The organism is Acetobacteroides hydrogenigenes (assembly GCF_004340205.1).
GTDB classification, from domain to species: domain Bacteria; phylum Bacteroidota; class Bacteroidia; order Bacteroidales; family ZOR0009; genus Acetobacteroides; species Acetobacteroides hydrogenigenes.
The window spans coordinates 125,914-151,007 of record NZ_SLWB01000002.1 but is presented as its reverse complement, the minus strand read 5'-3'; the positions used below and the strand labels follow the sequence as shown (position 1 = coordinate 151,007).

The following is a 25,094-nucleotide window of genomic DNA, read 5'->3' as shown; positions in this document are numbered from 1 at the left end:
ATGCCGCTTCTAAATCAACCAAAAAGCAGGCAGCATCTAGAGCAAAGCTCCTATCACCTGCTTTAAAATCGAAATTTTCAGACCTATAAATGCTACTTTTTATGCATATGACGCTATTATACATGCATATGAAGCAACTATACGAGTATATAGAGAAAGTATACATACATATAAAGCAATTATACGATCATATGGTGCAATTATATGTGCATATAAAGCAGCTATACAAGCATATGGAGCAATTATACAAGCATATCCTGCTACTTTTGAACGAAAAAGCCTCGATTTTGTAGAAAAAACACCCAATATTTTGTATACTTACCTTGAATCCAAAACTTAAACCTAATGATAAAATACAACCTAGAGCGGATTATCCTTCTACGGGGCCATAACAAGCCCATAGAATTCCTTAGGAGCAACGGATACGGCTACCATAAAAGCTACCGGATGCTTATGGGCCAAACACAGATTACCTTTCAGGAGCTTTTCGACCTCTGCAAGCTGCTACGCTGCACCCCCAACGATTTAATGGAATGGGTTCCCGACCCAAAGCACCCATTGGAAGCCGACCATCCGCTTCAGGCCCTCCGCCGCAACATGGCCAACGAGGCAGCGCTGCAGGCAATGCTCAAAAGTGTTCCAGCCGATAAGGTAGATCAGGCAATGGAGCTTATCGCCAGCCTCTACAAGAAGTAGCATCCCACTTCCTGCTCAAAAATGCCTAGCTTAACAACATTGCCCTAACAAAGAGATTGCCACTTGATGACCCAACGGAGCAACCTCAAGCATCCAACGCTCGACGGAGCTGCCGCCTAGAAAATAAGCAGAAGAACTTGCTGCATAAAAAAGCCCGCCGGGCATTGCTCAACGGGCTTTACGGTATTTTAAAAGCTATCCTTCTACTTCTTGGCAAGCAGCGCTTCCGCCTTCTTGGAGTCTTCGGCCAGCTTAAGGGCCTGCTGCACCTGAGGGTCGGTAATCAGCGATCGCTCAATCTTTCCTCTTTGGTAGTGATACCTGCCAATGAGCTCATCTTCGAGGTACGACTTTATCTCCTCCTTAAAGAGCACCAAGTCCTTCTTCTTGTCGTGCGAAAGCTGCTTCTTAAGCACCTCCAGCTCCTTTTCGGCATGGGCGTAGTACTTATCCCTCTTGGCGGCCTCCTCGAGCTGCTTTAGCAGCACATCGGTTTGGGTTGTATAGTCGTACTCTTTATTCTCGAGGAATTTCACAAATTCGTCGTAATCGGCATCGGCGAGCTTAAAGCTGCGGATATCGGGCACCTCGGTATGCTTGACGTAGTACTCATTGATGTAGTCCGAAATCAAACCACGACCAATAAGGCTTATACTAATCTTGCTGATCTGTTCAAGATCGACCTTCACATCGGGAGTAATACCGCCACCATCGTAAACCACCCTTCCGTTTTTCGTTTTGAATGCGGTAATCAACGAATCGGGAACATTGCCTACGCTGCCATCGGCATTACGATGCGTGTAGTCAAGCGCTTGAATACATCTACCTGAAGGAATGTAGTACTTGGCAGTGGTAATCTTTACCTGCGAGTTGTAGCCAACCGGACGCGTTGTTTGCACCAGCCCCTTACCAAAGGTACGGTTGCCAACCACCACGGCTCTATCCAAATCCTGCAGGGCACCCGACACAATTTCCGAGGCCGAGGCCGAGCCACTATTAACCATCACAACCAGCGGAATTTTGGTATCGACAGGCTCTGTTTCGGTCTTGTAGGTTGCATCGAATTCCTTGATTTTTCCCTTAGTGCTCACCACCAGCTGTCCACGTGGAACAAAGAGGTTAACCACCTTTACCGCCTCGGTGAGCAATCCACCAGGGTTCCCCCTTAAGTCGAGAACGATAGAAGTTGCCCCCTGCTTCTTTAGGTTAACCAGCGCATCTTTTACCTCTTTGCTGCAATCGGTCGTAAAGTTGGTAAAGCGGATGTAGCCCACCTTATCCTTAACCATACCGTAGAAGGGAACCGCTGGGATGCGGATAACCTGTCGGGTAATGGTTACGTTTATGGTATCCTTCGAGCGAAGCTTAACAACGCGTAGCTGCATCTTAGAGCCGGGTTTACCCTTAAGCATGGCGCTTACCTTCGACACATCCAGCTTCTCGATCGACTTTCCGTCTATGCCTACAAGCAAATCGCCGGCAACCAATCCTGCATTAGCAGCAGGGAACGACTCGTAGGGTTCCGATATTTCGATGTAGTTTCCCGACTTGCGTATAAGCGCCCCCATCCCACCGTACTGTCCGGTAGTCATAAACTCAAAGTCTTCCATATCCTCGTCGGGAATGTAGGTTGTGTAGGGATCGAGCGTCGAGAGCATCTCGTTAATGGCCGTCTTTACCATATCTTCCGATTTCACCTGATCAACGTAGAACACGTTGATCTCACGTAGAACGTTGAAGAAGATCTCCAAGCTTTTGGCAAAGTTGTAGTTTGGGCTGGTTTTATCAGGGCTGGTAAACGAGAACATGGCAAACAAAGCCACCCCTATAAAGGCAAAAGCGGCGTAACGTTTTGCGTTCTTCATCAAAAGTTTTATCCTATTCATAGTCGAAAAAAGGTGTTACGGTTTAGTTCGATTAGGGTACCGGGTCGTATCCGCTTCCTCCCCAAGGGTTGCAGCGAAGCACACGCCAAATGGCCAACCAAAGTCCCTTTATGGGACCATGCTTTTTAAGCGCCTCTACGGCATAAGCCGAACAGGTAGGCGTAAAACGGCACGATGGAGGCTTTAGCGGTGAAATAGCCACTTGATAAAACCTAATCGGCAGAAGGAGTAGCCATACCAGCATCCTTCGAAAGTATTTTAGCAAGCTTTTCAAGAATTATCCTAATTTTTGGTTCAATAACGCCATACTCTTGCAGTTCCTTCGAAACGTATACAAGCATAAGCTGGAGCCCAACCCTACGCTCTTCTAGCAACAGCTTTAGCGGCTGCTTGTTCAACCTAAAACCTTCGCGAATTCGCCGCTTAATGTAGTTGCGCTTAACCGCCCGTTTAAAGTTGCGCTTGGAAACGCTCATCCCAACTTTCAAGTACTCCTTGTCGGAGTAATCTACCGTACGGTAAACAACCTTAAAGGGATACACAAAAAAAGAGTTCGAGTCGGTAAAAAGCTGCTCAAAATCCTTTTTGCTGCATAGCCGTTCGGTTTTATAAAACCTATTCTCCTTCATTGGCTGTTCTGTTACTTTCAAAAATATCAATTAGCAAGTTTCTTACCATACCCTAAAGGTGCCAAATGAGCTAATCATCCTATATAAAAATTTAACGATAAGCTAATCGCCATAAAGCTACAGCTTATTTCAATACAGCAGCATGCTGCGGCAAGCAAACTTTACAGGGTCGTAAGGTAAAGTTTACCCAATAAAAAATCGCCTTAAACAATTTCAAAGCGAAAAAGATTTAAGGCGACTATGCGGTTAAGCCCGTTGGCTTTACTTGTTATCCTTGTGGTTCTTCTTGACGAATAGCTCTAGCGCTTTTGCCATCGAAGGAGCTTCGGGTGTTGGCGCTTCAATATCTAAAGATAAGCCAGCGTCCTTAACTGCTTTAGAGGTTGCTGGCCCAAAAGCACCTATTTTCTTCTCCCCTTGCTCAAAGGCTGGGAAGTTTTCCTTCAACGAGGTAATACCTGCAGGGCTGTAGAAAATTACCAAATCGTACTTATCTAAGCTTAAATCCGAAAGATCGCTACTTACGGTTTTAAAGAGGATCGATTTAGAGTAGGTAATCTTAGACTTATCCAGCGCCTTAGGAATTTCTGGTTTGTGGATATCCGAAAGCGGAAGAAGGAACTTTTCGTCCTTATGCTTTACAATTGAATCCATCAAATCCTCAAATTTTCCATTACCGAAGAAGATCTTGCGCTTGCGGTAAACGATGTACTTCTGAAGGTACAGCGCTATCGATTCTGAAATGCAGAAGTACTTCATTGTTTCAGGAACCGTGATTCGGAGTTCTTCGCAGATACGGAAAAAATGGTCAATAGCTGTCCGCGCAGTAAAAATAACAGCCGTATGAGCAAGAATATCAATTTTTTGCTGTCTGAACTCCTTTGCATTTACGCCCTCTACTTGAATAAAAGGACGAAAATCGATCTTGAGCCCATACTTTTCTGCAGTGTCTTGGTATGGTGACTTTTCGGAACCTGGATCAGGTTGCGAAATAAGTACTCTCTTGACTTTCAAGGCTGTAATTTTTTATTAATTATTTAATTACCAATACTTAACCAACTATCCCAGCAAAATAAAGCGCTAGCAATACGGGCAGTATTTCGAGAGTGCAAAAGTATAAAAACCAAAAGAAAAATGAAACTCTGTGGCTTAGAAATAGTCTTAATGTTCTAATGATAAATAGCAGTAAAATTATGGTAATAAAATAAATAGATAATTGAATAAAAAACAAAGATACAGACTTAATAGTGTAAGAAGCTACAATTTGTAAGGGAAAAATTGAAAGCGAGAAAATAGCATAAAAAACCATATGGTTAAAGCTAACTTCACCAAATAACTCCTTGTTTCTGCTCACGTTACCCAACATTTTCCAAGTCCAGTTTCGTAGCATATATAGCCCAAAAAGAAGACCAAAAGCAAGAAGATAGGTAGGTAGTATTCCTAATTCCTTAACAGTATTGCCAGCATATTTCTGTATTAAAAGCACCAAAAAAACGGTAAACGTAAGCAGGTAAAAAACCGTTGAAAGAATAGAAAAACGCTTAAAGTTGAGCGAACGGCTTTGGTAAACCTTTCGAGCCTCACGAAAGCTGTAAAAGCCTTTTGCAACCAATTCAACATTCTTGTACTGAAACTTAAGGCTTACCATAAAAAGTATTAGGCCAAGCGTCAACATACAGAAGCTTATAAAACCAAGGTTTTGCGTATCACGCTCTTTTGCGATGCCCACCTTCGAAGCCTGCACTAGTTGAACAGGTTTGCTATACTTACCAAAAACCAACTCGGGATGACTTTCCAGTAAAATATAAGAATCTCGAGAAATCAGCTCCGGAATATCAAATCTCGCTAGCATCGAAGAGTCTATATCCGAAAAGTAAAACGTTTGTTCGGGAATATTTACAGATGGAAGCGAATCTATTGCGGGCCTTAAAGCCAAGGAGTCCTTTACGGTTACAGTTAGGCTATCCGAGATGGAATTAGAAGGCAGTACTCTGGTGCTGTCGTTAATGTTGTTTTTAGCCTCTGTATTAACCTGAAGCTGATTTAAAGATACTGACACCCCACTATGCTCGTAAAACCTAAAATTTGCAACTTCCTCTTCGCTTGGAGCGGTAGCCTTTTGCATAATACTCGAAGGCAGTATGCTCTCAAGCGCTTCCTGAGCCATATGATGGCTATAAGTACCCTTATCAATATCTGTAGCCAAAAGTGTTGGGTAGTAGCTAGCCGTATACGACTTTACGGGAGCAAGTTTCACCGTTTGTGCGGTTAGTTCTTGCTGTTCCACCTTTGGAGCCTCCTTCTTTACATTCAGCGTATCACCAGACATCATTCCAAGTATTTTACAGCGGCAAATATAGCGCTAATAGTTTTGACTGCCATCGTTGCTCCCTGAATTGAAGTATTCGAAGATTATTTTTGCCCGATGTGCACCAACAACTTGGGCTATTTCCTCCTGCGAGGCTTCGCGCATTTTGGCTACCGTTTTAAACTTTCCGTAAAGTTCCATTGCACTCCTTTCTCCAATACCGGGTATCAATTTTATTTCCGATTTAATAAAACTGCTCGAGCGCTTATTTCGGTGAAAAGTGATACCGAAACGGTGTGCTTCATCGCGTATATGCATCAGAACCTTTAGGCTTTCCGAATTTTTATCGAGATAGAGCGGAATAGGGTCGTTTGGAAAGTAAATCTCTTCCATTCTTTTGGCCAACCCAACTATCGGAATTTTGTGAATTAAATCGAGCTTTTTTAGAGATTCGACAGCGGCCGACAGCTGCCCCTTTCCCCCATCAATAACAATCAAATTTGGTAACTTTTCACCCTCATCTAACATTCTACGATAACGCCGATAGATAATCTCTCGCATCGAAGCAAAATCATCAGGACCAACAACCGTTTTTACGTTAAAGTGACGGTAATCCTTTTTCGATGGTTTGGCATCTCTAAATACCACGCAAGCAGCCACCGGATTGCTTCCTTGAATATTGGAGTTGTCGAAGCATTCGATATGAACAGGAAGTTCATCAAGTTGTAAATCCTTTTTGAGAGTGGTAAGAATTCGCTCCGTATGCCTTTCGGGGTCTACTTTTTCAAGCTGCTTCAACTTCTCCAACCTAAACATCTTTGCATTCTTTTCAGATAGTTCCAGAAGTTTGAGTTTATCGCCACGTTGTGGAATCGTGTAAGTTGAATTTGGAAATTCCTGGTCGGGGAAGAATGGTACTACCACTTCACGCGAAACAAATCCCAGTCGCTCGTGAATCTCTGCAATTACAAACGAAAGGATGTTCTCTTTCTCCTCCTCGATTTGAAGCTTTATTTCAAAATTGTGCGACTGAATAACCATCCCGTTTTTTACCCTCATAAAGTTGGCATAAGCGCTTCCCGAATCCATCACTACCGAAAAAACATCGAGGTTGGTGATGCTCGTACTAACGATTACCGATTTACTCTGATAGGTCTCCATCAATTCAATTTTTTGTTTGATGGCGTGCGCCTCTTCAAAACGATACTCCGCAGCGGCAACTTCCATTTTTTCCTTCAGCATAGAGAGCAAATCTCCTAGATTTCCACGAAGTATTTCTACTATTTCTCTAATTAAATTATTATATTCATCTAATAAATAATAATTTAAACAAGGTGCTTTACAATTTCCAATATGATATTCAAGGCAAGCCTTATACTTTCCCTTAGATATGCTACTCTCATCAAGATTTAAGTTGCATGTTCGAAGAGGATAAATCTGCTTTATTAAATCGAGCAATGTTCTTAAGAGTGTCACCGAAGTATAAGGTCCGAAATACCGCGTACCATCTTTTATATACCTCCGAGTAGAAAAAACCCTTGGAAACGGCTCATTTTTTATGGCGATCCAAGGGTAAGTCTTATCATCCTTTAAGTTAATGTTATATCGGGGTTGTAACTTTTTTATAAGGTTATTTTCGAGAAGAAGCGCATCCGATTCTGTTGGTACTACAATGTGTTTTATATCCCGTATTTTTCGAACCAACACCATAAGTTTCTTACTCTCGTACCTCTTAGAGGTGAAATATGAGGAAACACGCTTTTTTAAATTCTTCGCTTTACCTACATAGATAACAGTTCCTTCCTCATCCAAATACTGGTAAACTCCAGGTTGGTTGGGAAGGATTTCTACTATTTTTTTTAGGTATTCGCCAACACTTCTATCGCTCATTTACAAAAAGAGATGTAGGTTTAAACTCTAAAACATCGAATAAACCTTGATCAGAAATTTTCAACTCAGGTATTACAATTAGCGACATAAAAGCCATAGTCATAAAAGGAGCCTTCACAATAGAACCACTCTTTTTGGTAATTTCAAGTAAGCAACGATATTCATCGGCCACTTTTTCAGCTGGAGCTGCAGCCATAATACCAGCCACAGGCAACTCCAAAACTTTAACGACATCCTCATCAGCGTAAGCCAAACCACCCTTTGAAGCAACAACGGCATTAATCACCTTAACAATACTTTCGTCATCTACCCCAATAGCAACTATATTATGAGAATCGTGCGAAACGCTACTACAAATAGCGCCTTTTTTCAAACCAAAACCTCGAATAAATCCAACACTAGGTTTTGCCTTTTGATATCTATTTAAAGCAACTATTTTAAGAATATCTGAATCCTTTTGTGAAAAAACTTCCCCATTTTGAACAGCCAACCTACAAACTTCGGAATGAGTATAAAGTTCACCTTCTAAAACACCAATCACTCTAACTAACACACTATCTTCACAAGGAGATAACACTTTCACATCATCAACGCTAATAATATTTTCCACAAAATTATTCACAACTTCAACTTCAACACTATTAGTACAAACAACCCCATTTTCAAAAAGAACGCTTCCGTCAACAACAGTCTTTTTTACATTAAAATCCGACAAATTATCAACCACAATAAAATCAGCCGAATCACCCTTTTGAAGAAGCCCAACAGGAAGATTATAATGCTTCACCGCATTATATCCGGAAATACGAAGAGCATCAAACAAGTTTACACCCTTACTTAACGCTCGCTTCAACAATCCAACAAAATATCCATTCAATAAATCATCAGGATGACAATCGTCAGAACAAAGCATCACCATATCGGGATACACTTTCACAATGTCAATCAAAGAATCAAAATTCTTTGCAGCACTTCCTTCTCTGATTTGTATCTTCATTCCCAATCTAATCTTTTCTTCTGCCTCTTGAAGCGACATACACTCATGATCAGTTGTAATACCAGCACCAACATACGCCTTTAAATCTCCGCCAACCAAACCCGGTGCATGACCATCTACTTTTACACCACATCTTAGAGCAGCATCAATCTTTGCTTTAACATCCAGATCCCCTCCTACAACTCCTGGGAAATTCATCATTTCCGAAAGATAAAAATAGTTTCCTGACTCAAGCATTTCACTAACAATTCGAGAATCAAGAACAGCACCAGACCTATCAAATAAAACAGCAGGAACACACGAAGGCACCCCAAAGAAAAACTTAAACCCAGACAATACTCCATTCAATCGCATATATTCCACTCCATCTACTCCAAGAACATTTGCAATTTCATGAGGATCACTTACAGTTGCAACTACCCCTGTACGCACAGCAACCTTTGCAAACTCAGAAGGAACCAGCATAGAACTCTCAATATGAATATGAGAATCAACAAAACCTGGTAATATATATCTTTCTCCTTTTTCCTCTTCAGATATAAAAACTAAATCAAAAACAAGACCACCACTAATTATAACATCTCCGAAAAATATCTTTTCTTCCTTGAGATTAACTATATTTCCTCTTATCTTCTCCATTTATTCCTAAATTTATATTTAAGTTCCACGTGGAACTTAAATATTGAAATTCAAAAATCTGTTCCACGTGGAACTTTATCTACCTAAAAAAACTAGTAAAACATTAATATCAGAAGGTGATACGCCTGGTATTCGTGACGCTTGACCAATAGTCTTAGGTTTTATTTTGCTTAATTTTTGTCGTGCTTCAGTGGATAAAGATTGTAGTTTGTTAAAATCAAAACAATCAGATATTCGAATATCTTCCAATCTTGATAATTTATTAGCAATTATTCGTTCTCTGTCAATATATCCGCTATACTTAACTTTTATATCAGCCTGTTGTAGTATCTCTTTTTGTATACAGGGTAATGTATTATAAAAGTTTTTTATTGATTCGAGTATAAGCAGATCTTTTATTACTATTTGAGGTCTTAAGAGAATATCAACAAGTTTTCGTGTTTGATTAATCGGAGGAGTGTTTTTACTAACTAGTAAATCGTTAATCTGATCTTGAGTTACACTTGTTTTATTTATCAATCTTACCAGTTTTTCAACAGAATCTTGTTTGTATTTAAACAATTCTTCTCTATCCTTTTTGACTAAACCAATTTCGATACCTATAGGGGTAAGTCGTTCGTCAGCATTATCCTGACGCAGAAGAATCCTATACTCAGCTCTAGAAGTAAACATTCGGTATGGTTCATCAACGCCTTTAGTTACCAAATCATCTATAAGTACACCTATATACGAAGATTCACGAGAAAGTATAAAACATTCTTGCTTTTGAACCGATCGAGCTGCATTAATTCCTGCGATTAAACCCTGACCAGCGGCTTCTTCGTATCCTGTTGTACCATTAATTTGTCCAGCAAAAAATAAATTTCTAATGAGTTTTGTTTCTAATGAGTGGTAAAGTTGAGTAGGTTGAAAGTAGTCGTATTCGATAGCGTAACCAGGTCTAAATATTCTAGCATTTTCCAAACCTGGTATTTTAGTTAATGCAGATACTTGAACATCTAATGGTAACGAAGATGAAAATCCATTTATATAGTATTCGTTAGTATCCCACCCTTCAGGCTCTAAAAAAAGTTGATGCTGATCTTTATCCGCAAAGGTGCGTACTTTATCTTCAATACTCGGACAGTAACGAGGTCCTATCGATTTAATCGTACCATTAAACAAAGGAGATTCATCAAATTTGGCTCGTAACGTTTCATGAACATCAGTATTAGTATAAGTAATATAGCATGGCAGTTGCCTTTCTAATGGTTTTACGGTATCAAGAAATGAAAATTTTTCAGGATTAGCATCGCCTTCTTGTGCCACTACCTTTGAATAGTCTATTGTTCTTCCATCAATACGAGCAGGAGTTCCTGTTTTCATTCTACCTACCTCCAGTCCTAACTGCCGCAGCTGTTCTGTTATTCCATATGATGCCATATCACCAGAACGTCCTCCAGCAAGTTGAGCACGTCCAACGTGCATCAATCCATTCATAAAAGTTCCTGTTGTTAGAACAACACTTTTAGCCGTAAAATCAACTCCTAATGCTGTATGAACTCCCTTTACAGTGCTATCCTCTATCAAAAGATTTACAACAGAATCCTGCCAAAAGAAAAGATTTGGAGTATTCTCGAGCATTTCACGCCACTTTAACGAAAAAAGCGAACGATCACACTGTGCCCTTGGACTCCACATTGCAGGACCTTTACTCCTATTAAGCATTCTAAACTGAATGCTACTACTATCAGTAACAATCCCTGAATACCCGCCAAGAGCATCAATTTCTCTAACAATTTGCCCTTTTGCAATACCCCCCATTGCAGGATTACATGACATTTGTCCCATTTTTGTCATGTCCATTGTAATTAAAAGGGTTTGAGCACCCAAATTTGCAGCAGCTGCGGCGGCTTCACAACCTGCATGTCCTGCCCCAACCACAACCACGTCGTAGTTAAACACCATACTTAAATAATCGATACGTTAAACTTTAAAAGATAGTAGTTCTCCCTTTCGCGCATTACTTTCTCTTCATCAATCGTCTTATCCTTATAGCCACAAAGATGAAGCACTCCATGAACTATTACCCTACATAACTCTTGATTTTCTTCAACACCTAGCATTTCTGCATTAGATTTTACTGTATCAATACTTATAACCAGATCACCGGAAATTTTATTCTTTTCGGTGTAATCAAACGTAATAATATCAGTGTAGTAATCGTGCTGCAAATATTGTCGATTTGTTTCAAGAATATACTCATCGTTGCAGAATACATAATTTAGGGTACCAACCTGGTACCCTTCCTCTGCTGCAACATCTTTTATCCATGCCTTTATCTTTAGGGTTTGCTTTGGCTTAAAGCTTACTCCCTCTGCAAAAAAATTAATTGCCAAAACTTATATATTAAAATAAAGTTGAACTCTGTTTCCTTTCTTATTAAACTCAATATAGTCCGATAGTTTCATCATCAGAAACACTCCTCTTCCATCGGGATTTTCGATATTATCCGGAGTTGTAGGATCTGGAAGTTTTGCATAATCAAAACCATCACCTTCATCTTCTACAATAACTACAACTCTATCACTTCGTCTTTCAAGTCCAAATTGAACCTTCTTTTGCACGTTGCAGCAATTCCCATGATATATTGAGTTTGTAATTGCTTCTAAAGATGATACTATTATTTTATAACGAAGAGCTTTGGGTATATCATTCTCTTTAATAAAATGAACCACGATCTCTTCGATGTCATTCAAAATAATCGGATCCGATTCGAATTTGTAAATTTTCATTTGTCATTATACGCTAATAACAAAAAAAGGTTTATCCTGTTTACCGTGTTAACCATAATACAGGATTTTGTGGTGTTGTTTCCTTCCAAACCTGAAATTTAAGCGTAGGTTTTTCTCCACCAGTATCGCTATTTGCAAGAACACCCAAAACTTGCTTTGCCTTTATCTGTTGTCCTTGTACAACATTAACACGCGAAAGATTGGAGTAAACCGTTATATAGTAACCATGCCTAACAAGTACGGATATATTTGCACCTGGAAGAGGAAATATTTTACTTACTTCACCATCGTAAACGGCATAAACATCACAACCAGCATTGGAGGAAATATCAACACCCTTGTTTTCTGTTTTAACACCCTTCAGTATAGGATGCTGATGCACACCGAAACTTTCTACAATAGAGCCCTGCCTTACAGGCCAAGGAAGTCGCCCTCTATTTGCTTCAAACTTTCCAGCAATCATACGGTCTTCAGGAGTGAATGGAAGAACTGGTTCACTACTTTCGGATGCACTTGAAGTAGTGCTACTACTTTTTGTACTTCCATTCTTTTTTGCACGTCGCGCTGCTTCTGCTGCTCTACGTGCTGCTGCTTTACGTGCAGCCTCGGCAGCTTTACGTGCTTCCTCTGCAATAAGCCTACTAATTTCTCGTGACAATCTATCACTCAAATTCTTCCTTACCTGTATTTCTCTTGTTAAGTCCTTTTCCTTACTTTTAAGCTGAGCAGCCATTTTTTCATAGGTTTTCTCATCCTGATCGAGTTTTCTTATTTCCCTATTCTTCTCAGCCAATAATACTTCCAAATTCTTTTTCTTACTACTCAAATCGGCAATTTCAACGTTAAGCGCTTCCTGCTTAACCTCAATAGATTTTGCTTGCTGAATTCTAAAATCGCTATACGATCTAAGATACTTCATTCTTCTAATTGCCTGATGCAAATCAGAAGAGGCAAAAACTAGCGCAATAACAGAATTAGTATTACGCATTTTGTAAGCATGCTTTAGCGTATTCGCATAGGCAACTTTTAAAGTATCAATATCCTTTCGTAAACGATATACAGTATCAGACTTTACTTGAATTGTCCTCTTTACAATATAAACCTGCTTATCAATATTCTCTAATACCTTTTTGCGCTTCTGTATTTTAGAATTTATAAGGGCAACTTGCCTAAGCGTCGAATTCTTTTCGAGTTTTGTTGCGCTAAGCTGCTCATTAATCCTATTTATCTCGGCATCAGCAACACGCTTTTGTTCCTGCAAATCTTTAAGCGATTGAGAAAATACAACTTGAGCGGTAAATGAAAATAAAAGTATAAGTAGTAAGCGGTACATTACTGTTTTATATTGAGTTTCTTTACTATTTCATCAGAACGGTTTCCCCTATCGTATGACATCTGCCAGTACAATTTTGCCGTCTCTACTTCGTTCAACTTTAAAAGGATATCCCCATAGTGTTCTAATATTGTATCACTTTCGTTTCCTCCATATATTAATGCCTGACGCATCACCGTTTTTGCCTCTTCATACTTTCCTAACTTGTAAAGTAGCCATGCCTTAGTATCCAAATATGTCGAATTGTTAGGCTCCTTTTTAAGCACTACATTAATCATTTTAAGTGCCTTTTTCAAATCCTTGTCGATTAGAGAAAGGTAGTAGCTATAATTATTTAGTACCTGTATGTTATTAGGATTAATAGATAATGCCTCATCGTAGTAGGCAAAAGCTTGCTTATCATTTTTAAGCGAATGGTACGAATCGCCTATCATCGAAAGTATATCTACTTTAACCGAATCCGAATTCACGTAAGGTAAAGCAGTCTTTAGTACCAGTATAGTAGAATCGAAATCCTTTCTTTGAAATAGAGCATACGACTTATATAGATACAACTTCACCAATTTTGGATAGTAAGCAATCGCTTTTGAAGCATAAAAGCTGGTTGTATCATATCGTTTGGTATACAGATTCAGCTCAATAAACTTAAAGAACAAGGAAGAATCCCTCGATCCAGAATCCAACTTGGTTTTTAAAAAAGAATTTAGATCTGTAAGCTTTCCCATCTTAGCCAAATGATCGGCATAAATGGGATAGATAGAAGTATCTTTTGGATAGGTAGCTATGAAGCTATTTATCAGCGTATCTATATTTGGATAAAAAACTTGATAGAATTGCTTATTCTCTAGGAACTGATTAAAATAGGCTACCTTATCACTATTCTTTATTTCGTCATTTCCAAAAATACGGTTCAGAGTTCGGAAATAGTCAGTATAACGAGCCTCTCTTCGATACGCATCGGATAAACCGATTTGCGCCAAAGGGTAAGTAGGTACAAGTTCAAGCGCCTTAAGATTATAGTCTATCGCCAAAGAATCGTTTCCTTTGTTAGCATAAATATCTGCCAAAATAGTAAGGTGGCGAGGATTCTCTGGAAACAACTCCACTAGCTTAGTTCCAACACTAATAGCAGAGTCAAGCTGATTAAGCTGCAGATACAACTTTTGCTTATTCTCAAGTATGGTTTCATTGCTACCGTACTTGGTAGAAAATTCATCATAGAGCTTTATACTTCGAACCATATCACCCTTTACACCGTAAATAAGCGACATATTAAGAAGCAAATCCGTATTTGAAGAATCCTTTGTAATAAACTGATTATATACAGTTAACGCAGAGTCAAGCCTATTCAATCGCTGTAAGCTTTGAGCATAGTTTAAACCGTAATCCTTATTGTCCGGAGAATAAGTGTAGGCCAATTCAGCATTTTTTAAAGCTTCAACCCTCTTATTCTTTCCCTGATATATTTGAGACAAAATGAAGTAAGCAGCATCGTTCTCCTTATTTAAGCTAACCGCCTTGTTCAGAAATCGAATTGCATTATCAGCAGATCCTCCATAGTACTGTTTAACTCCCTCGTAATAGTTCATATCCGACATAAGCTTAGCATTCTTACTAAGCGATTTCATCGAATTATAGGACGATGAGCAACTCGTAATACAAAAGCTAACAGCAACAATAAAAAGAATCTGCTTTTTCATCATATTCTATTTCAATTACTTTTTTCCTGTATGTCCAAAGCCACCCTCTCCCCTATCAGTTTCAGAAAGCAGCTCTACTTCCAGCCAACTAACCGTTTCGTGCTTTGAAAAAACCATTTGAGCTATACGTTCGCCAGGCTTTATAGTATACGCTTCGTTCGAAATATTAACTAACCCTACTTTAATCTCTCCTCTATAATCGGCATCGATGGTACCAGGTGAATTAATAACTGTAATACCGTGCTTAATTGCCATACCACTTCGCGGACGAATTTGAGCTTCAAATCCTACAGGAATTTCTATAAACAACCCTGTAGGAATAATAACCCTATCCAATGGAGCTAAAACTAGATTATCAGTGGTATTAGCACGTAAATCCAATCCAGCTGAATGGACTGTTGCATATTCTGGTAAATCGAAACTACTCTTATTAACTACTTTGACTTCCATTTTAAAAGCGATTTTGCAATGGTAACTGGATTAATTTTTTCCTTGTAAAGGAATACTAAAACGTATGATCCAAATAATAGCGTATTCACAGCCATACGTAAATATAGGTTTTCTGGACGAATTGCCTTACTTAAAAAGAAAAGACCCAATCCAAAAACGAAGTAAAACCCTATATTCTTAAAGTCGTAAGGAATACTAACAATTTTCTTACCAAACCAGTAGCTTACAACGCACATAAATACAAACGATAGCAATCGGCCCCATGCAGCTGCCTGATAACCAAAATGTGGAACCATAAAAATATTAAAGACTACAAGTAGTATCAATCCGGCTAAGGTGACATCAACGGTACGCCTCGTTTTATCGTGCAACTTAAATATTATTTGAAGATTATATAGCAATCCTACAAAATAGTAAGAAAGCAGCAATACTGGAACAATAAATAGTCCTTCACGATAATTAGCACCTTCTAAATACTGAAATATATCAATATAAAGCGTTACTAATAAGAATATTATCATTCCAAATACCGAAAAATACTTAAAAACATCGGCATACGTTTTTGCAGAATCTTCCTTCCTTACATTATTAAAGAAAAATGGTTCGGCAGCATACCTAAACATTTGCGTAAACAAGGTAAGTACTATTGCCAGCTTTAAATTCGACGTGTAAATACCCAACTGAAACATTGGTTTAGCAGATTCAGGCAACAGATATTTTATACTGTAACGATCCAACAAATCGTTTACTTGTCCTGCCAAACCTGATATAACCAAGGGTACTGAATATATGGCCAATTCCTTCATCAACGGTTTTGATATACGGATACTTGGTAAACCAGCTAAACGTAAAACCAAGAATAAAGTAGTAACAGATGCAACCAGGTTTGCTATAAATATAACCAGAATTCCCATAGGTGGAAGAGATGGAAATAGCTTTGGCACAACAAAAAGCAACAGCAAATTGAAAAGTACATTAATGAGAATATTTACCGTCTTTAATACTACAAATGTTGCAGATCTATTTTCATTTCTCAGTCGTACAAACGGAATAGCACAGAGCACATCAAAAAATACAATCCAACCCGTTAATATAACATACCACTTATTGGGCGATAAATCGAGCCCACTTATTATTCCATCGTATCCAAATGTTGTATATAGAACAAATAATGTAGATGTTACTAACAAAAAAGTGAAAGTTGTAGAGTAAACCTTATCCTTAACATCTTTATACTTACTAGAAAAACGAAAATACCCCGTTTCCAATCCAAAGGTTAGAACTGTTAGTAAGATCGGTATATAAATGTAAAATTCGCTGTATATAGCATATTCACTAGGATCTTTAAAGTAATTCGTATATATAGGATTCATTAAGTAGTTAATGAATCGAGCCAAAAGGCTACTTAAGCCATATATAAGGGTATGACCTGCTAGCTTCTTTAAGTTTCCCACGGTGCTAATATTCTAACGAACGACGATTAAATAAAACAAAGCCAAAGTTAGCAACGAAATACAATTTTGTATTCTCCTTATCGTAGTAATTAACCGAAAGACTAAGAGGTCCTACAATTGTATTGTATACCATTGATAATGAGCCTATATAATATCTGTTATTAAATAGATTTCCGTACTTTACGTAATACTCGTCTGTTTTAATAATCTCATAAAATGGCATAAATGCATAAGCTTCGCACCTCAAATAAATGTTCTTTGTAAACAAAATATTAGGCATAAAACCCACTGCAACATATGATTCTGAGCGATAATTGGGTAAAAACAGCGTTTTACTTTGAGGAAACGGTGCAAAATAAGGAGCACTCAACAGCGTTGCAGTATAGTTACTAAAAGCCTTCTTTGTAGTATATACTCCATCAACTAAAAAACCTGTCCATATATTATCACTCAGCTTATGGTAGCTTTGATTGTACATTCTAAAAGCCAACCAAGTATGATTGTGAGCACTTTTTGAAAGAGTTGGTCCAGTATTTCCTGGAGTATTTTCTTCGTTACCAATAACATAAGAAAAACTTAAGTATTGCTTCCGTCCCTTATATGGAAACATTACCTGATTTAAGGTATTCTTATCAAACGAAACAGAGAACTTATGAAAGTTAAAGCTAGTCCTATCGGGTTCGTCACTTTTCAAAAAATTCTTTATTTGATAGTATTTATCTATATTATTTCCAATATTATAGCCAAACTTCAATACAGAAGATGAACTAATAGGAAAACCATAATTTAACCGCCCGTAAAACTCGTACTGTTTCAAGAAACTAGGTCGTAAATCTTCAAAAAATGGATCGGGATTACTGTTGAAAAAATCGAATCGTTGCAATGTAAAAGCCAAATCATAAAAAAACGGTTTACGATAAGAGTAATCTTGCCTAAAACCAAAATGAAGAGAACTGTACAACCTTCCAAAATAGATGTTACCGAATATTCTTGTATAGTTTTTTGAAAAATACTTGTAGGTTAAGCCCAAATAGCCCTGATTCATTGAACTTGACGAAATATTACCACCAAAGTCAACATCCAAATCGTTATTTGCTTTTAGGTTAAGCGATAAATCGAACATTTTTGTGCTATCGTCAAACGAAGTTGTAGGAAAAATTGAGGTTATAGTATTATCGCTAAGTAGCTTAAAATACTCCTTCTTAAACTTTTTGAAGGTAAAGTTTACATTCCTTTTTGATAGGAAAAGCCCTTTAACATATTCTTCCTGCTTACTATTTATCCCCTTAAATCGTACCTTATCGAAAACTAATTCTGGAAGCTTACTCTTATAAATTAAGCGTCGGGCTGCAATTTCATCCTTACTTGTTCTTCTAGAAATGTGCTGTTTTATCGAATCTATTTTGGCAATGGTAGATCTATATCCTTGATCAATTATATCTCTGGCCTTACCCAAATCTAAAAGACGAACATTGGTAAAGGTATTCTCAATTACAAGACCTTTATTATCAGGAATTGTATAGTTTGTACGTCCCATTACCATACTTTCGATCTGGTTTAGCAAGTTTTCTTCATCTGGCTTAGTTGGGTTACTTGTACACTTCGATCCTATAATGTAATCGGGATTAAAATCTTCCTGCATTACATCCCAAGGAAAGTTATTATAAATTCCCCCATCAAAAAGAAGCGTAGAATCAATGCTTATTGCCTTAAAGTAGAAAGGAAATGTCATTGAGGCACGAACTGCTGAACCTAGGTACCCTCCCCTAGCCACATACTGCTTGTTATTATAGATATCGGAAGCAACACAACGGAAAGGCACAAAAAGACTATCGAAGTTATTTTTCGCAAGAGCACTAGGAGCAGCCAAATACTCAAGTAAAGCCAAATCCATCTGGTGAGCAGGAATCAAATTGGTAGGCAACTTTGGAATACTCAGCGAATCTTTCAAACTAAACTTGAAGGAAAACATGGCAGCACCAGGATCTAACTTCTTAAAGAGATACAGATAGTCATCTTCGATTTGCCCAGTTGACCAAAGTAAAAATTCAGGCGAGGTAACCATTCTAACCATCTCATCGGGAGACATACCTATTGCGTACATACTCCCTATGAGCGCACCCATCGATGTACCCGAAATATAGTCAATAGGAATGTTGTTCTCCTCTAAGGCTTTTATTACACCAATGTGCGAAAGACCTTTTGCACCGCCTCCACTAAGGACAAGTCCAACCTTTTGCGAGAAAGAAAAATTAAAACTAAAAAGAAGAAGTAATACAATGAGTCCTCTCTTCATTCTTTGCCAATATCTTTGCATATTGTGCTAAAATTAATCTTTAAAGTTTTTCCAGCGCATGAAACTAAAAAAATTAGCTTTTTTAACTACATTATTTGTAGCTGTAAGTGCAAGTGCCATAGCTAAAAAAGAGCCAATCGTAATACTTAAAACGAGCGAAGGCACCATTAAGCTGAAGCTTTACAACGACACCCCTCTTCATCGAGATAACTTCATAAAACTTTCGAAGTCAAAATATTTTAAAGGAATAATATTCCATAGGGTCATCAAAAATTTTATGATCCAAAGTGGAGATCCCGATTCGCGAAATCCTAAGCCCGATTCTACCTATGGCGAAGGAGGTCCAGGATACGATATTCCTGCCGAAATTGTAGCCACACACTTCCATAAAAGAGGTGTTTTAGCTGCTGCCCGAGAAGGAGATAAGGAAAATCCAGAACGTAAATCTTCTGGATCACAATTTTACATCGTTCAAGGAAAAAAATTTACGGATACGGAGCTCAATGCTGTAGAAAAAAAAGTTAACGACAGACTTAGACTCAATACCATCCAAAGAATATTTGAAGCAGAAAAAGCCAAATCTGAAAATAATAATCTTAGCCCAGAGGAATTTAAGAATATGATTAACCTAAAGGTTGAAGCCGAGGTTAACAGCACTCCCCCATTTAAAATTTCTGAAGAAAGGCGAGAAGTTTACAAAAATATTGGAGGATCGCCTCATTTAGATGGTTCATACACTATCTTTGGCGAAGTAATTGAAGGTATGGAGGTAGTAGATAAAATTGCCGCCACACCAACTAACCCTAAAGACCGTCCGCTAAAGGATATCTTTATTTTGAACGTTAAAGTAATCAGATAGCATCATGCTCGAGACAATTCAGCAACTATTAAACGAAGTTGAAGCCTTTAAGGCAGATAATCTACAGCAGGTAGAGGAATTCAGAATTAAGCTACTTGGTAAAAAAGGATCCATTACCCAGCTATTTGCTGAATTTAAGAATGTTCCTGTTGAACAAAAAAAGGAGATAGGGCAAAAGATCAACGTTCTTAAGGACGCAGTACAAGATAAGATCAGCTCAATTAAGGAGGTTCTTGAAAACAAGGATGAGGAAGGCGAAAAGGTAGATATTACCCGTCCTGGAACCCAGAATGAAATTGGTACACGCCACCCTATTTCGTTGGTTAAGAACGAAATGATTTCAATTTTCAAGAAACTAGGCTTCTCTGTTGCTGAGGGACCCGAAATTGAGGATGATTGGCACGTATTTGGTGCGCTCAACTTTCCACCCGAGCACCCAGCTCGCGATATGCAGGATACCTTCTTTATCGAAAAGAATCCTGATATTCTGCTACGTACGCACACCAGCTCCATTCAGGTAAGAACAATGCAAACGCAAAAACCACCAATCAGAGTGGTTTGCCCTGGTAGAGTATTCCGCAACGAAGCAATTTCGGCTCGAGCACACTGCATCTTCCATCAAATTGAGGGATTGTACATCGACGAAAACGTATCGTTTGCCGACCTAAAGCAGACGCTGCTCTACTTCGCAAAGGAACTCTTTGGAGAAAACGTAAAGATTCGCCTACGCCCATCCTATTTCCCATTCACCGAGCCATCGGCTGAAATGGATGTATCGTGTACCATTTGCGGTGGAAAAGGCTGCAACGTGTGCAAGCACACCGGCTGGCTCGAGATTATGGGCTGCGGTATGGTAGATCCTAACGTTTTGGAAGCATGCGGTATCGATAGCAAAAAGTACAGCGGATATGCCTTTGGAATGGGATTGGAGCGCATTGCCATGCTTAAGTACGAAATTAGGGATCTTCGTCTTTACTTCGAAAACGATGTTCGATTCCTAAAACAGTTTAAGTCGGCTTTATAAGCAATTGATATTAAATAAGAAAAGGCTTACAAATTGTAAGCCTTTTCTTATTTAATTCTTTTCACTATTCACTTCTCCCTTTAATCACTCTTCTGTAACAATTTCAAAGGTTACAGGTCCAATATTTTTATACATTGCTGATACTCCACAATAGCGCTCTTGAGATAGATCTATAGCTTTCTTAATCTTCTCCAAATCAAGATTTTTACCCTTAAACTTATAGAGTATTTTAAAGTCGGTATATACAACAGGATGCTCTTCCGACTTATTGGAAAACACATCAATGCTGAAATCATCGTAAGGCATCCGCATCTTGTTAAGAATAGATATAACATCCATTGCAGTACAACCAGCTAAAGCAAGTAACATTAATGCTTTAGGACGTGGACCACTGTTTTTGCCTCCAACTTTTTCATCGGCATCAATAGTAATCTTATGACCACTTACAATACCTTCGAAGGTCATACCTTCCTGCCATTTAAGGGTAACTTTATCTTCCATAGCTTACTTTTTTCTTTTACTACAAAGTTACTATGCTAATGTTTACAGGTAAGTGACTTTTGTTACAGAAATAGATGCTAGACTTAAGCATCAAGACACAAGACAGAAAAAATGAAAGTATGAAAAATGAAAAAATTCCACTGCGGTTCACACTTCACCCCACCCATAAATTTTTCGCCAACAAGTTCACCTGCTCACAATTAACTATTCACTACTCACTAAAAAAGTCTTCCTGGTTCAGAAAAGCGATCTACTCCAAGATGCTTATAGGCAAGTTCGGTTACCTCTCTACCCCGTGGAGTACGCTTTATAAAGCCTTCCTTTATGAGGAATGGCTCGTAAACTTCCTCTACAGTTCCCGGATCTTCGCCTACTGCGGTAGCAATTGTATTTAGCCCGACCGGACCTCCTTTAAATTTATGGATTATAGTGGTCAAAATTTTATTATCCATATGGTCGAGCCCATACTTGTCTATATTGAGGGCTTCGAGGCAAATTCGGGCTATTTCTACGTCAATAAAGCCTGTCCCCTTTACCTGCGCGAAGTCGCGAACACGGCGAAGCAGCGCATTTGCAATACGGGGCGTTCCACGACTTCGGAACGCAATCTCGTAAGCAGCATCATCGGAGATTCCTATATTCAGTATTGCCGATGCTCGCTTTACGATTCGCTGAAGTACGGTTGAATCGTAAAACTCCAGGTGGCACTGAATTCCAAAACGGGCTCGCAAAGGACTGGTTAGTAATCCGCTTCGAGTAGTTGCACCTATAAGGGTAAAAGGATTAACCGATATCTGAATGGAACGAGCACTAGGTCCCTTATCCAGCATAATGTCAATCGTGTAATCCTCCATAGCCGAATAGAGGTACTCCTCTACAACTGGCGAAAGTCGGTGGATTTCATCTATAAAAAGCACATCACCCTGCTCTAGGTTGGTTAGCAATCCAGCCAAATCGCCAGGCTTATCCAATACAGGTCCCGATGTTATCTTAAGGTTTACATTTAGTTCGCGGCTTATAATGTGCGCTAGCGTTGTTTTACCCAATCCGGGAGGCCCATGCAAAAGCACATGGTCGAGCGCTTCGCCACGCATCAGGGCAGCTTTAACGAATATTCTAAGGTTTTCGACCACCTTTTCCTGCCCGCTGAAGTCCTCAAACTCCCTCGGACGCATTTCGGCCTCCACGTCCCTTTCTACGTCAACAGTATTCGCCCTTCTTGGGTCAAAAGAATCGCTCATCCTACAAACCTAACTTTGCTGAAATATCCAACATTGCCTTAATCGACCTTACCGCTTTTCGGCTTACCTCTTCATCTACCACAACTTCAGGCATTTCATAAAGCAAAGTATTGTACAGCTTCTTAAGTGTTATAAGCTTCATGAAGTTACAGTTGTTGCATCCGCAGGTAGAATCGAGCGGAGGCGCTGGTATAAACACCTTATCTGGATTCGACTTATGCATTTGGTGGATGATTCCAGTTTCGGTTGCAACAATATACTCCTGAGCATCATCAGTTATTGAAAACTTAAGCAGCTCAGCGGTAGATCCAACATGATCAGCAACCAGCAGAATTGGCTTCTTACACTCGGGATGCGCAAGAATCTTTGCGTTTGGATGTTCTTTCTTCAGTTCGAGAATACGCTCGAGGCTAAACTCCTCGTGAACGTGGCAGGCACCATCCCAAATAACCATATCTCTTCCAGTAAGATTCTTGATATAGCTTCCTAGATTACGATCGGGCCCAAATACGATCTTGGCATCGGCCGGAAGGCTTTGCACTATCTGTACAGCATTGCTCGAGGTACAAACTATATCGGTCAGCGCCTTTACATCTGCAGTAGTATTGACGTACGAAATAACAGTATGGTCTGGGTAGTTCTTCAAGAACTCGGCAAAATCTTCGGCCTTGCACGAATCGGCCAGCGAGCAGCCTGCATTCATATCGGGAATGAGCACCTTCTTCGATGGCGACAGAATCTTTGCAGTTTCGGCCATAAAGTGAACTCCTGCAAACACAATAATATCGGCATCTGTTTTGGCAGCTTGCTGCGAAAGCGCCAAGCTATCCCCTACAAAGTCGGCTATATCTTGAATATCCCCTGTCTGGTAGTAGTGCGCCAAAATCACGGCGTTCTTCTCCTTTTTGAGACGGGCAATCTCTGCAACCAAGTCGATACTGCTATCAACAGGTGTATCAACGAACCCCTTCTTCAAAATATCATCTCTATTAATCATTATTATTCTTTTCTTTTTAAAAAAATGAATGATGTAAATGTTATCCTGTTAGCTGTGTTGATAACTTGGACGACATCCTTTTGCAAAAATCACAATTAAAACGCTAAAAACAATGTATTAACAGCTAAAAGCCATTATTGGTAGTTGACAAACAGCAAATTCCAAACTTTATTAACAGCTGTTGATAGCCTTAGGAGTTCGTAAAAATTTTGTTTTTAACAGCCCAAAAAGCTTAGCTAACGCTGTTTATATCGGCTAGCTTTTTCTAAAAACTAAAGCTTTGAATTAACACTTCTATTTTGGCTTAGCAACTTTTACTATTATTCCAAGAGATAGTTATAAAAACTAGCTCACCAAAGCTCATAAGTAATCAACAAAAGAGGTGTTAGCTTTTTTGGCTGTTAATAACTGTGAATTTCAACGGGTTTGAATTTTGCAAGAAAAAGAAATCAACAGGGTGTAATTTGTATCAGGACACAAGCATCAAGTACCACGATTGGTTTGTAGTTACTAACAACGTCATATGTTTTTTGTTTAAATAGAGGTATTTACGTTTTTAGTTTTTTGTAAAGACCATACATTGAAAAATAAAAAAGGCGCCATAGGCGCCTAATCTAATATCTTAATACTAACATCTTGTGTCTTAAGTTTAGCATGGAATCTTATCGATGCGAGCTTGGTGCCTTCCACCTTCGTATTCGGCATTAAGGTAGGCGTCCACAATAGCCTTTGCCTCCTCGAAGCTAACAAAGCGAGCAGGAAGTGTGCATACGTTGGCGTTATTGTGCTGCTTGGCAAGAGCCGCAATTTCGGGAATCCAGCAAAGTGCCGAACGGATGCCCTTATGGTGGTTTAGCGTCATGTTAATGCCGTTTCCGCTACCGCACATGGCAATACCGCATTCAAGTTCGCCATTTTCAATGGCGTTGGCTAAAGGGTGGGCAAAATCGGGGTAATCGGCGCTTGCTTCGGAGTGGGTACCAAAGTCAACAACCTCATAGCCTATCAATTCTAGATATTCCTTAACCTTAACCTTCATAGCATAGCCGGCATGATCGCTTGCCATACCCAACTTCTTATTTTTCATTGAAAGAGTGTTTTGCATTTTTATACCGGCAAAGGTAGCGATAAATTAGATGTTAGAAACAAGACACACAACACAAGTATCAAGACACAAGAAGAGGGAAATGAAAGGATGAAAGAATAAAATGATGAAAGATGAAAAATTTTGTTTCGCTCCATCACTCGATCACAGGTTCACTTCTCCCAACTCACGGTTCACGCATCACGTATCCCGATTAACCACTCCCGACTAACGACTAACTCTGTTGTATTAAAAAATTGAAGAATTAAAGAATGAAAGATGAAAAATTGTGTATCATGGGTCCTAATACAGGTTCCTGCCTAACGACTCCCTATA

Annotated in this window: 22 protein-coding genes; 3 read left to right on the top strand and 19 right to left on the bottom strand. The window is 39.0% G+C overall.

From position 1 onward, the window contains the following. Positions 1–345: 345 nt before the first annotated feature. Entirely contained in the window at positions 346–696 is a 351-nt protein-coding gene (locus tag CLV25_RS03400) for a helix-turn-helix domain-containing protein (protein WP_131838237.1), read from the top strand. 203 nt (positions 697–899) lie between these two features. On the opposite strand, the gene CLV25_RS03395 is transcribed toward CLV25_RS03400, so the two are convergent. From CLV25_RS03395 to CLV25_RS03325, 15 genes are all read right to left on the bottom strand, one after another. Next, entirely contained in the window at positions 900–2,561 is a 1,662-nt protein-coding gene (locus CLV25_RS03395) for a S41 family peptidase (RefSeq protein WP_207895580.1), read from the bottom strand. 52 nt (positions 2,562–2,613) lie between these two features. Beyond that, complete coding sequence (yidD, locus tag CLV25_RS03390) at positions 2,614–2,826, bottom strand: membrane protein insertion efficiency factor YidD (RefSeq protein ID WP_131838235.1); 213 nt, start codon at positions 2,824–2,826, stop codon at positions 2,614–2,616. Then, entirely contained in the window at positions 2,795–3,232 is a 438-nt protein-coding gene (gene rnpA / locus CLV25_RS03385; RefSeq protein WP_131838234.1) for a ribonuclease P protein component, read from the bottom strand. The genes yidD and rnpA overlap by 32 nt, the downstream gene beginning before the upstream one ends. A 240-nt stretch (positions 3,233–3,472) precedes the next feature. Next, on the bottom strand, positions 3,473–4,225 hold the full coding sequence (locus tag CLV25_RS03380; protein ID WP_131838233.1) for a uroporphyrinogen-III synthase: 753 nt from the start codon (positions 4,223–4,225) through the stop codon (positions 3,473–3,475). Between the two features lie 37 nt (positions 4,226–4,262). Continuing rightward, positions 4,263–5,543, bottom strand: a complete 1,281-nt coding sequence (locus tag CLV25_RS03375) for a DUF4271 domain-containing protein (protein WP_131838232.1) — start codon at positions 5,541–5,543, stop codon at positions 4,263–4,265. Positions 5,544–5,573: 30 nt separating this feature from the next. Further along, positions 5,574–7,409 carry an excinuclease ABC subunit UvrC gene (gene uvrC / locus CLV25_RS03370; RefSeq protein ID WP_131838231.1) on the bottom strand — a complete coding sequence of 612 codons (1,836 nt, stop codon included), beginning with the start codon at positions 7,407–7,409 and terminating at the stop codon, positions 5,574–5,576. Continuing rightward, entirely contained in the window at positions 7,399–9,045 is a 1,647-nt protein-coding gene (ade, locus tag CLV25_RS03365; protein ID WP_131838230.1) for an adenine deaminase, read from the bottom strand. Before ade ends, uvrC begins: the two co-directional genes overlap by 11 nt. A 75-nt stretch (positions 9,046–9,120) precedes the next feature. After that, positions 9,121–10,992 carry a tRNA uridine-5-carboxymethylaminomethyl(34) synthesis enzyme MnmG gene (mnmG, locus tag CLV25_RS03360; RefSeq protein ID WP_131838229.1) on the bottom strand — a complete coding sequence of 624 codons (1,872 nt, stop codon included), beginning with the start codon at positions 10,990–10,992 and terminating at the stop codon, positions 9,121–9,123. 2 nt (positions 10,993–10,994) lie between these two features. Then, positions 10,995–11,423, bottom strand: coding sequence for an rRNA maturation RNase YbeY (gene ybeY, locus CLV25_RS03355; protein ID WP_131838228.1), 429 nt, complete (start codon positions 11,421–11,423; stop codon positions 10,995–10,997). A 3-nt stretch (positions 11,424–11,426) separates the two neighbouring features. Then, positions 11,427–11,819, bottom strand: a complete 393-nt coding sequence (locus tag CLV25_RS03350; protein WP_131838227.1) for an ATP-binding protein — start codon at positions 11,817–11,819, stop codon at positions 11,427–11,429. A gap of 40 nt (positions 11,820–11,859) precedes the next feature. Then, entirely contained in the window at positions 11,860–13,152 is a 1,293-nt protein-coding gene (locus tag CLV25_RS03345) for a murein hydrolase activator EnvC family protein (protein WP_131838226.1), read from the bottom strand. Further along, on the bottom strand, positions 13,152–14,852 hold the full coding sequence (locus CLV25_RS03340) for a tetratricopeptide repeat protein (protein WP_207895579.1): 1,701 nt from the start codon (positions 14,850–14,852) through the stop codon (positions 13,152–13,154). Before CLV25_RS03340 ends, CLV25_RS03345 begins: the two co-directional genes overlap by 1 nt. Before the next feature lie 15 nt (positions 14,853–14,867). After that, complete coding sequence (gene dut, locus CLV25_RS03335) at positions 14,868–15,302, bottom strand: dUTP diphosphatase (protein ID WP_131838224.1); 435 nt, start codon at positions 15,300–15,302, stop codon at positions 14,868–14,870. Then, positions 15,287–16,756: a lipopolysaccharide biosynthesis protein gene (locus tag CLV25_RS03330; RefSeq protein WP_131838223.1), complete on the bottom strand. Its 1,470-nt coding sequence runs from the start codon at positions 16,754–16,756 to the stop codon at positions 15,287–15,289. The genes dut and CLV25_RS03330 overlap by 16 nt, the downstream gene beginning before the upstream one ends. 4 nt (positions 16,757–16,760) lie before the next feature. Then, the gene (locus CLV25_RS03325; protein WP_165876971.1) at positions 16,761–19,052 is read right to left on the bottom strand and encodes a patatin-like phospholipase family protein; all 2,292 of its coding nucleotides are present in this window, start codon (positions 19,050–19,052) and stop codon (positions 16,761–16,763) included. Positions 19,053–19,110: 58 nt separating this feature from the next. Between CLV25_RS03325 and CLV25_RS03320 the strand changes: the two genes are divergently transcribed. Together CLV25_RS03320 and CLV25_RS03315 are read left to right on the top strand one after the other, a co-directional pair. Further along, complete coding sequence (locus CLV25_RS03320) at positions 19,111–19,911, top strand: peptidylprolyl isomerase (protein ID WP_131838221.1); 801 nt, start codon at positions 19,111–19,113, stop codon at positions 19,909–19,911. Positions 19,912–19,915: 4 nt separating this feature from the next. Next, positions 19,916–20,935 (top strand): phenylalanine--tRNA ligase subunit alpha, encoded by a 1,020-nt coding sequence (locus CLV25_RS03315; protein ID WP_131838220.1) that lies wholly within the window; start codon positions 19,916–19,918, stop codon positions 20,933–20,935. A gap of 84 nt (positions 20,936–21,019) precedes the next feature. Here CLV25_RS03315 and CLV25_RS03310 read toward each other — a convergent pair whose 3' ends face one another. The 4 genes from CLV25_RS03310 to rpiB form a co-directional block, all read right to left on the bottom strand. Continuing rightward, the gene (locus tag CLV25_RS03310; RefSeq protein ID WP_131838219.1) at positions 21,020–21,436 is read right to left on the bottom strand and encodes an OsmC family protein; all 417 of its coding nucleotides are present in this window, start codon (positions 21,434–21,436) and stop codon (positions 21,020–21,022) included. A gap of 218 nt (positions 21,437–21,654) precedes the next feature. Continuing rightward, a complete protein-coding gene (gene ruvB / locus CLV25_RS03305) occupies positions 21,655–22,677 on the bottom strand; it encodes a Holliday junction branch migration DNA helicase RuvB (RefSeq protein WP_131838218.1) in 1,023 nt (340 codons plus the stop codon). Between the two features lies 1 nt (position 22,678). Beyond that, a complete protein-coding gene (gene nadA, locus CLV25_RS03300) occupies positions 22,679–23,674 on the bottom strand; it encodes a quinolinate synthase NadA (protein ID WP_131838217.1) in 996 nt (331 codons plus the stop codon). A gap of 649 nt (positions 23,675–24,323) precedes the next feature. Beyond that, positions 24,324–24,761 (bottom strand): ribose 5-phosphate isomerase B, encoded by a 438-nt coding sequence (gene rpiB, locus CLV25_RS03295; protein WP_131838216.1) that lies wholly within the window; start codon positions 24,759–24,761, stop codon positions 24,324–24,326. Positions 24,762–25,094 lie beyond the last annotated feature (333 nt).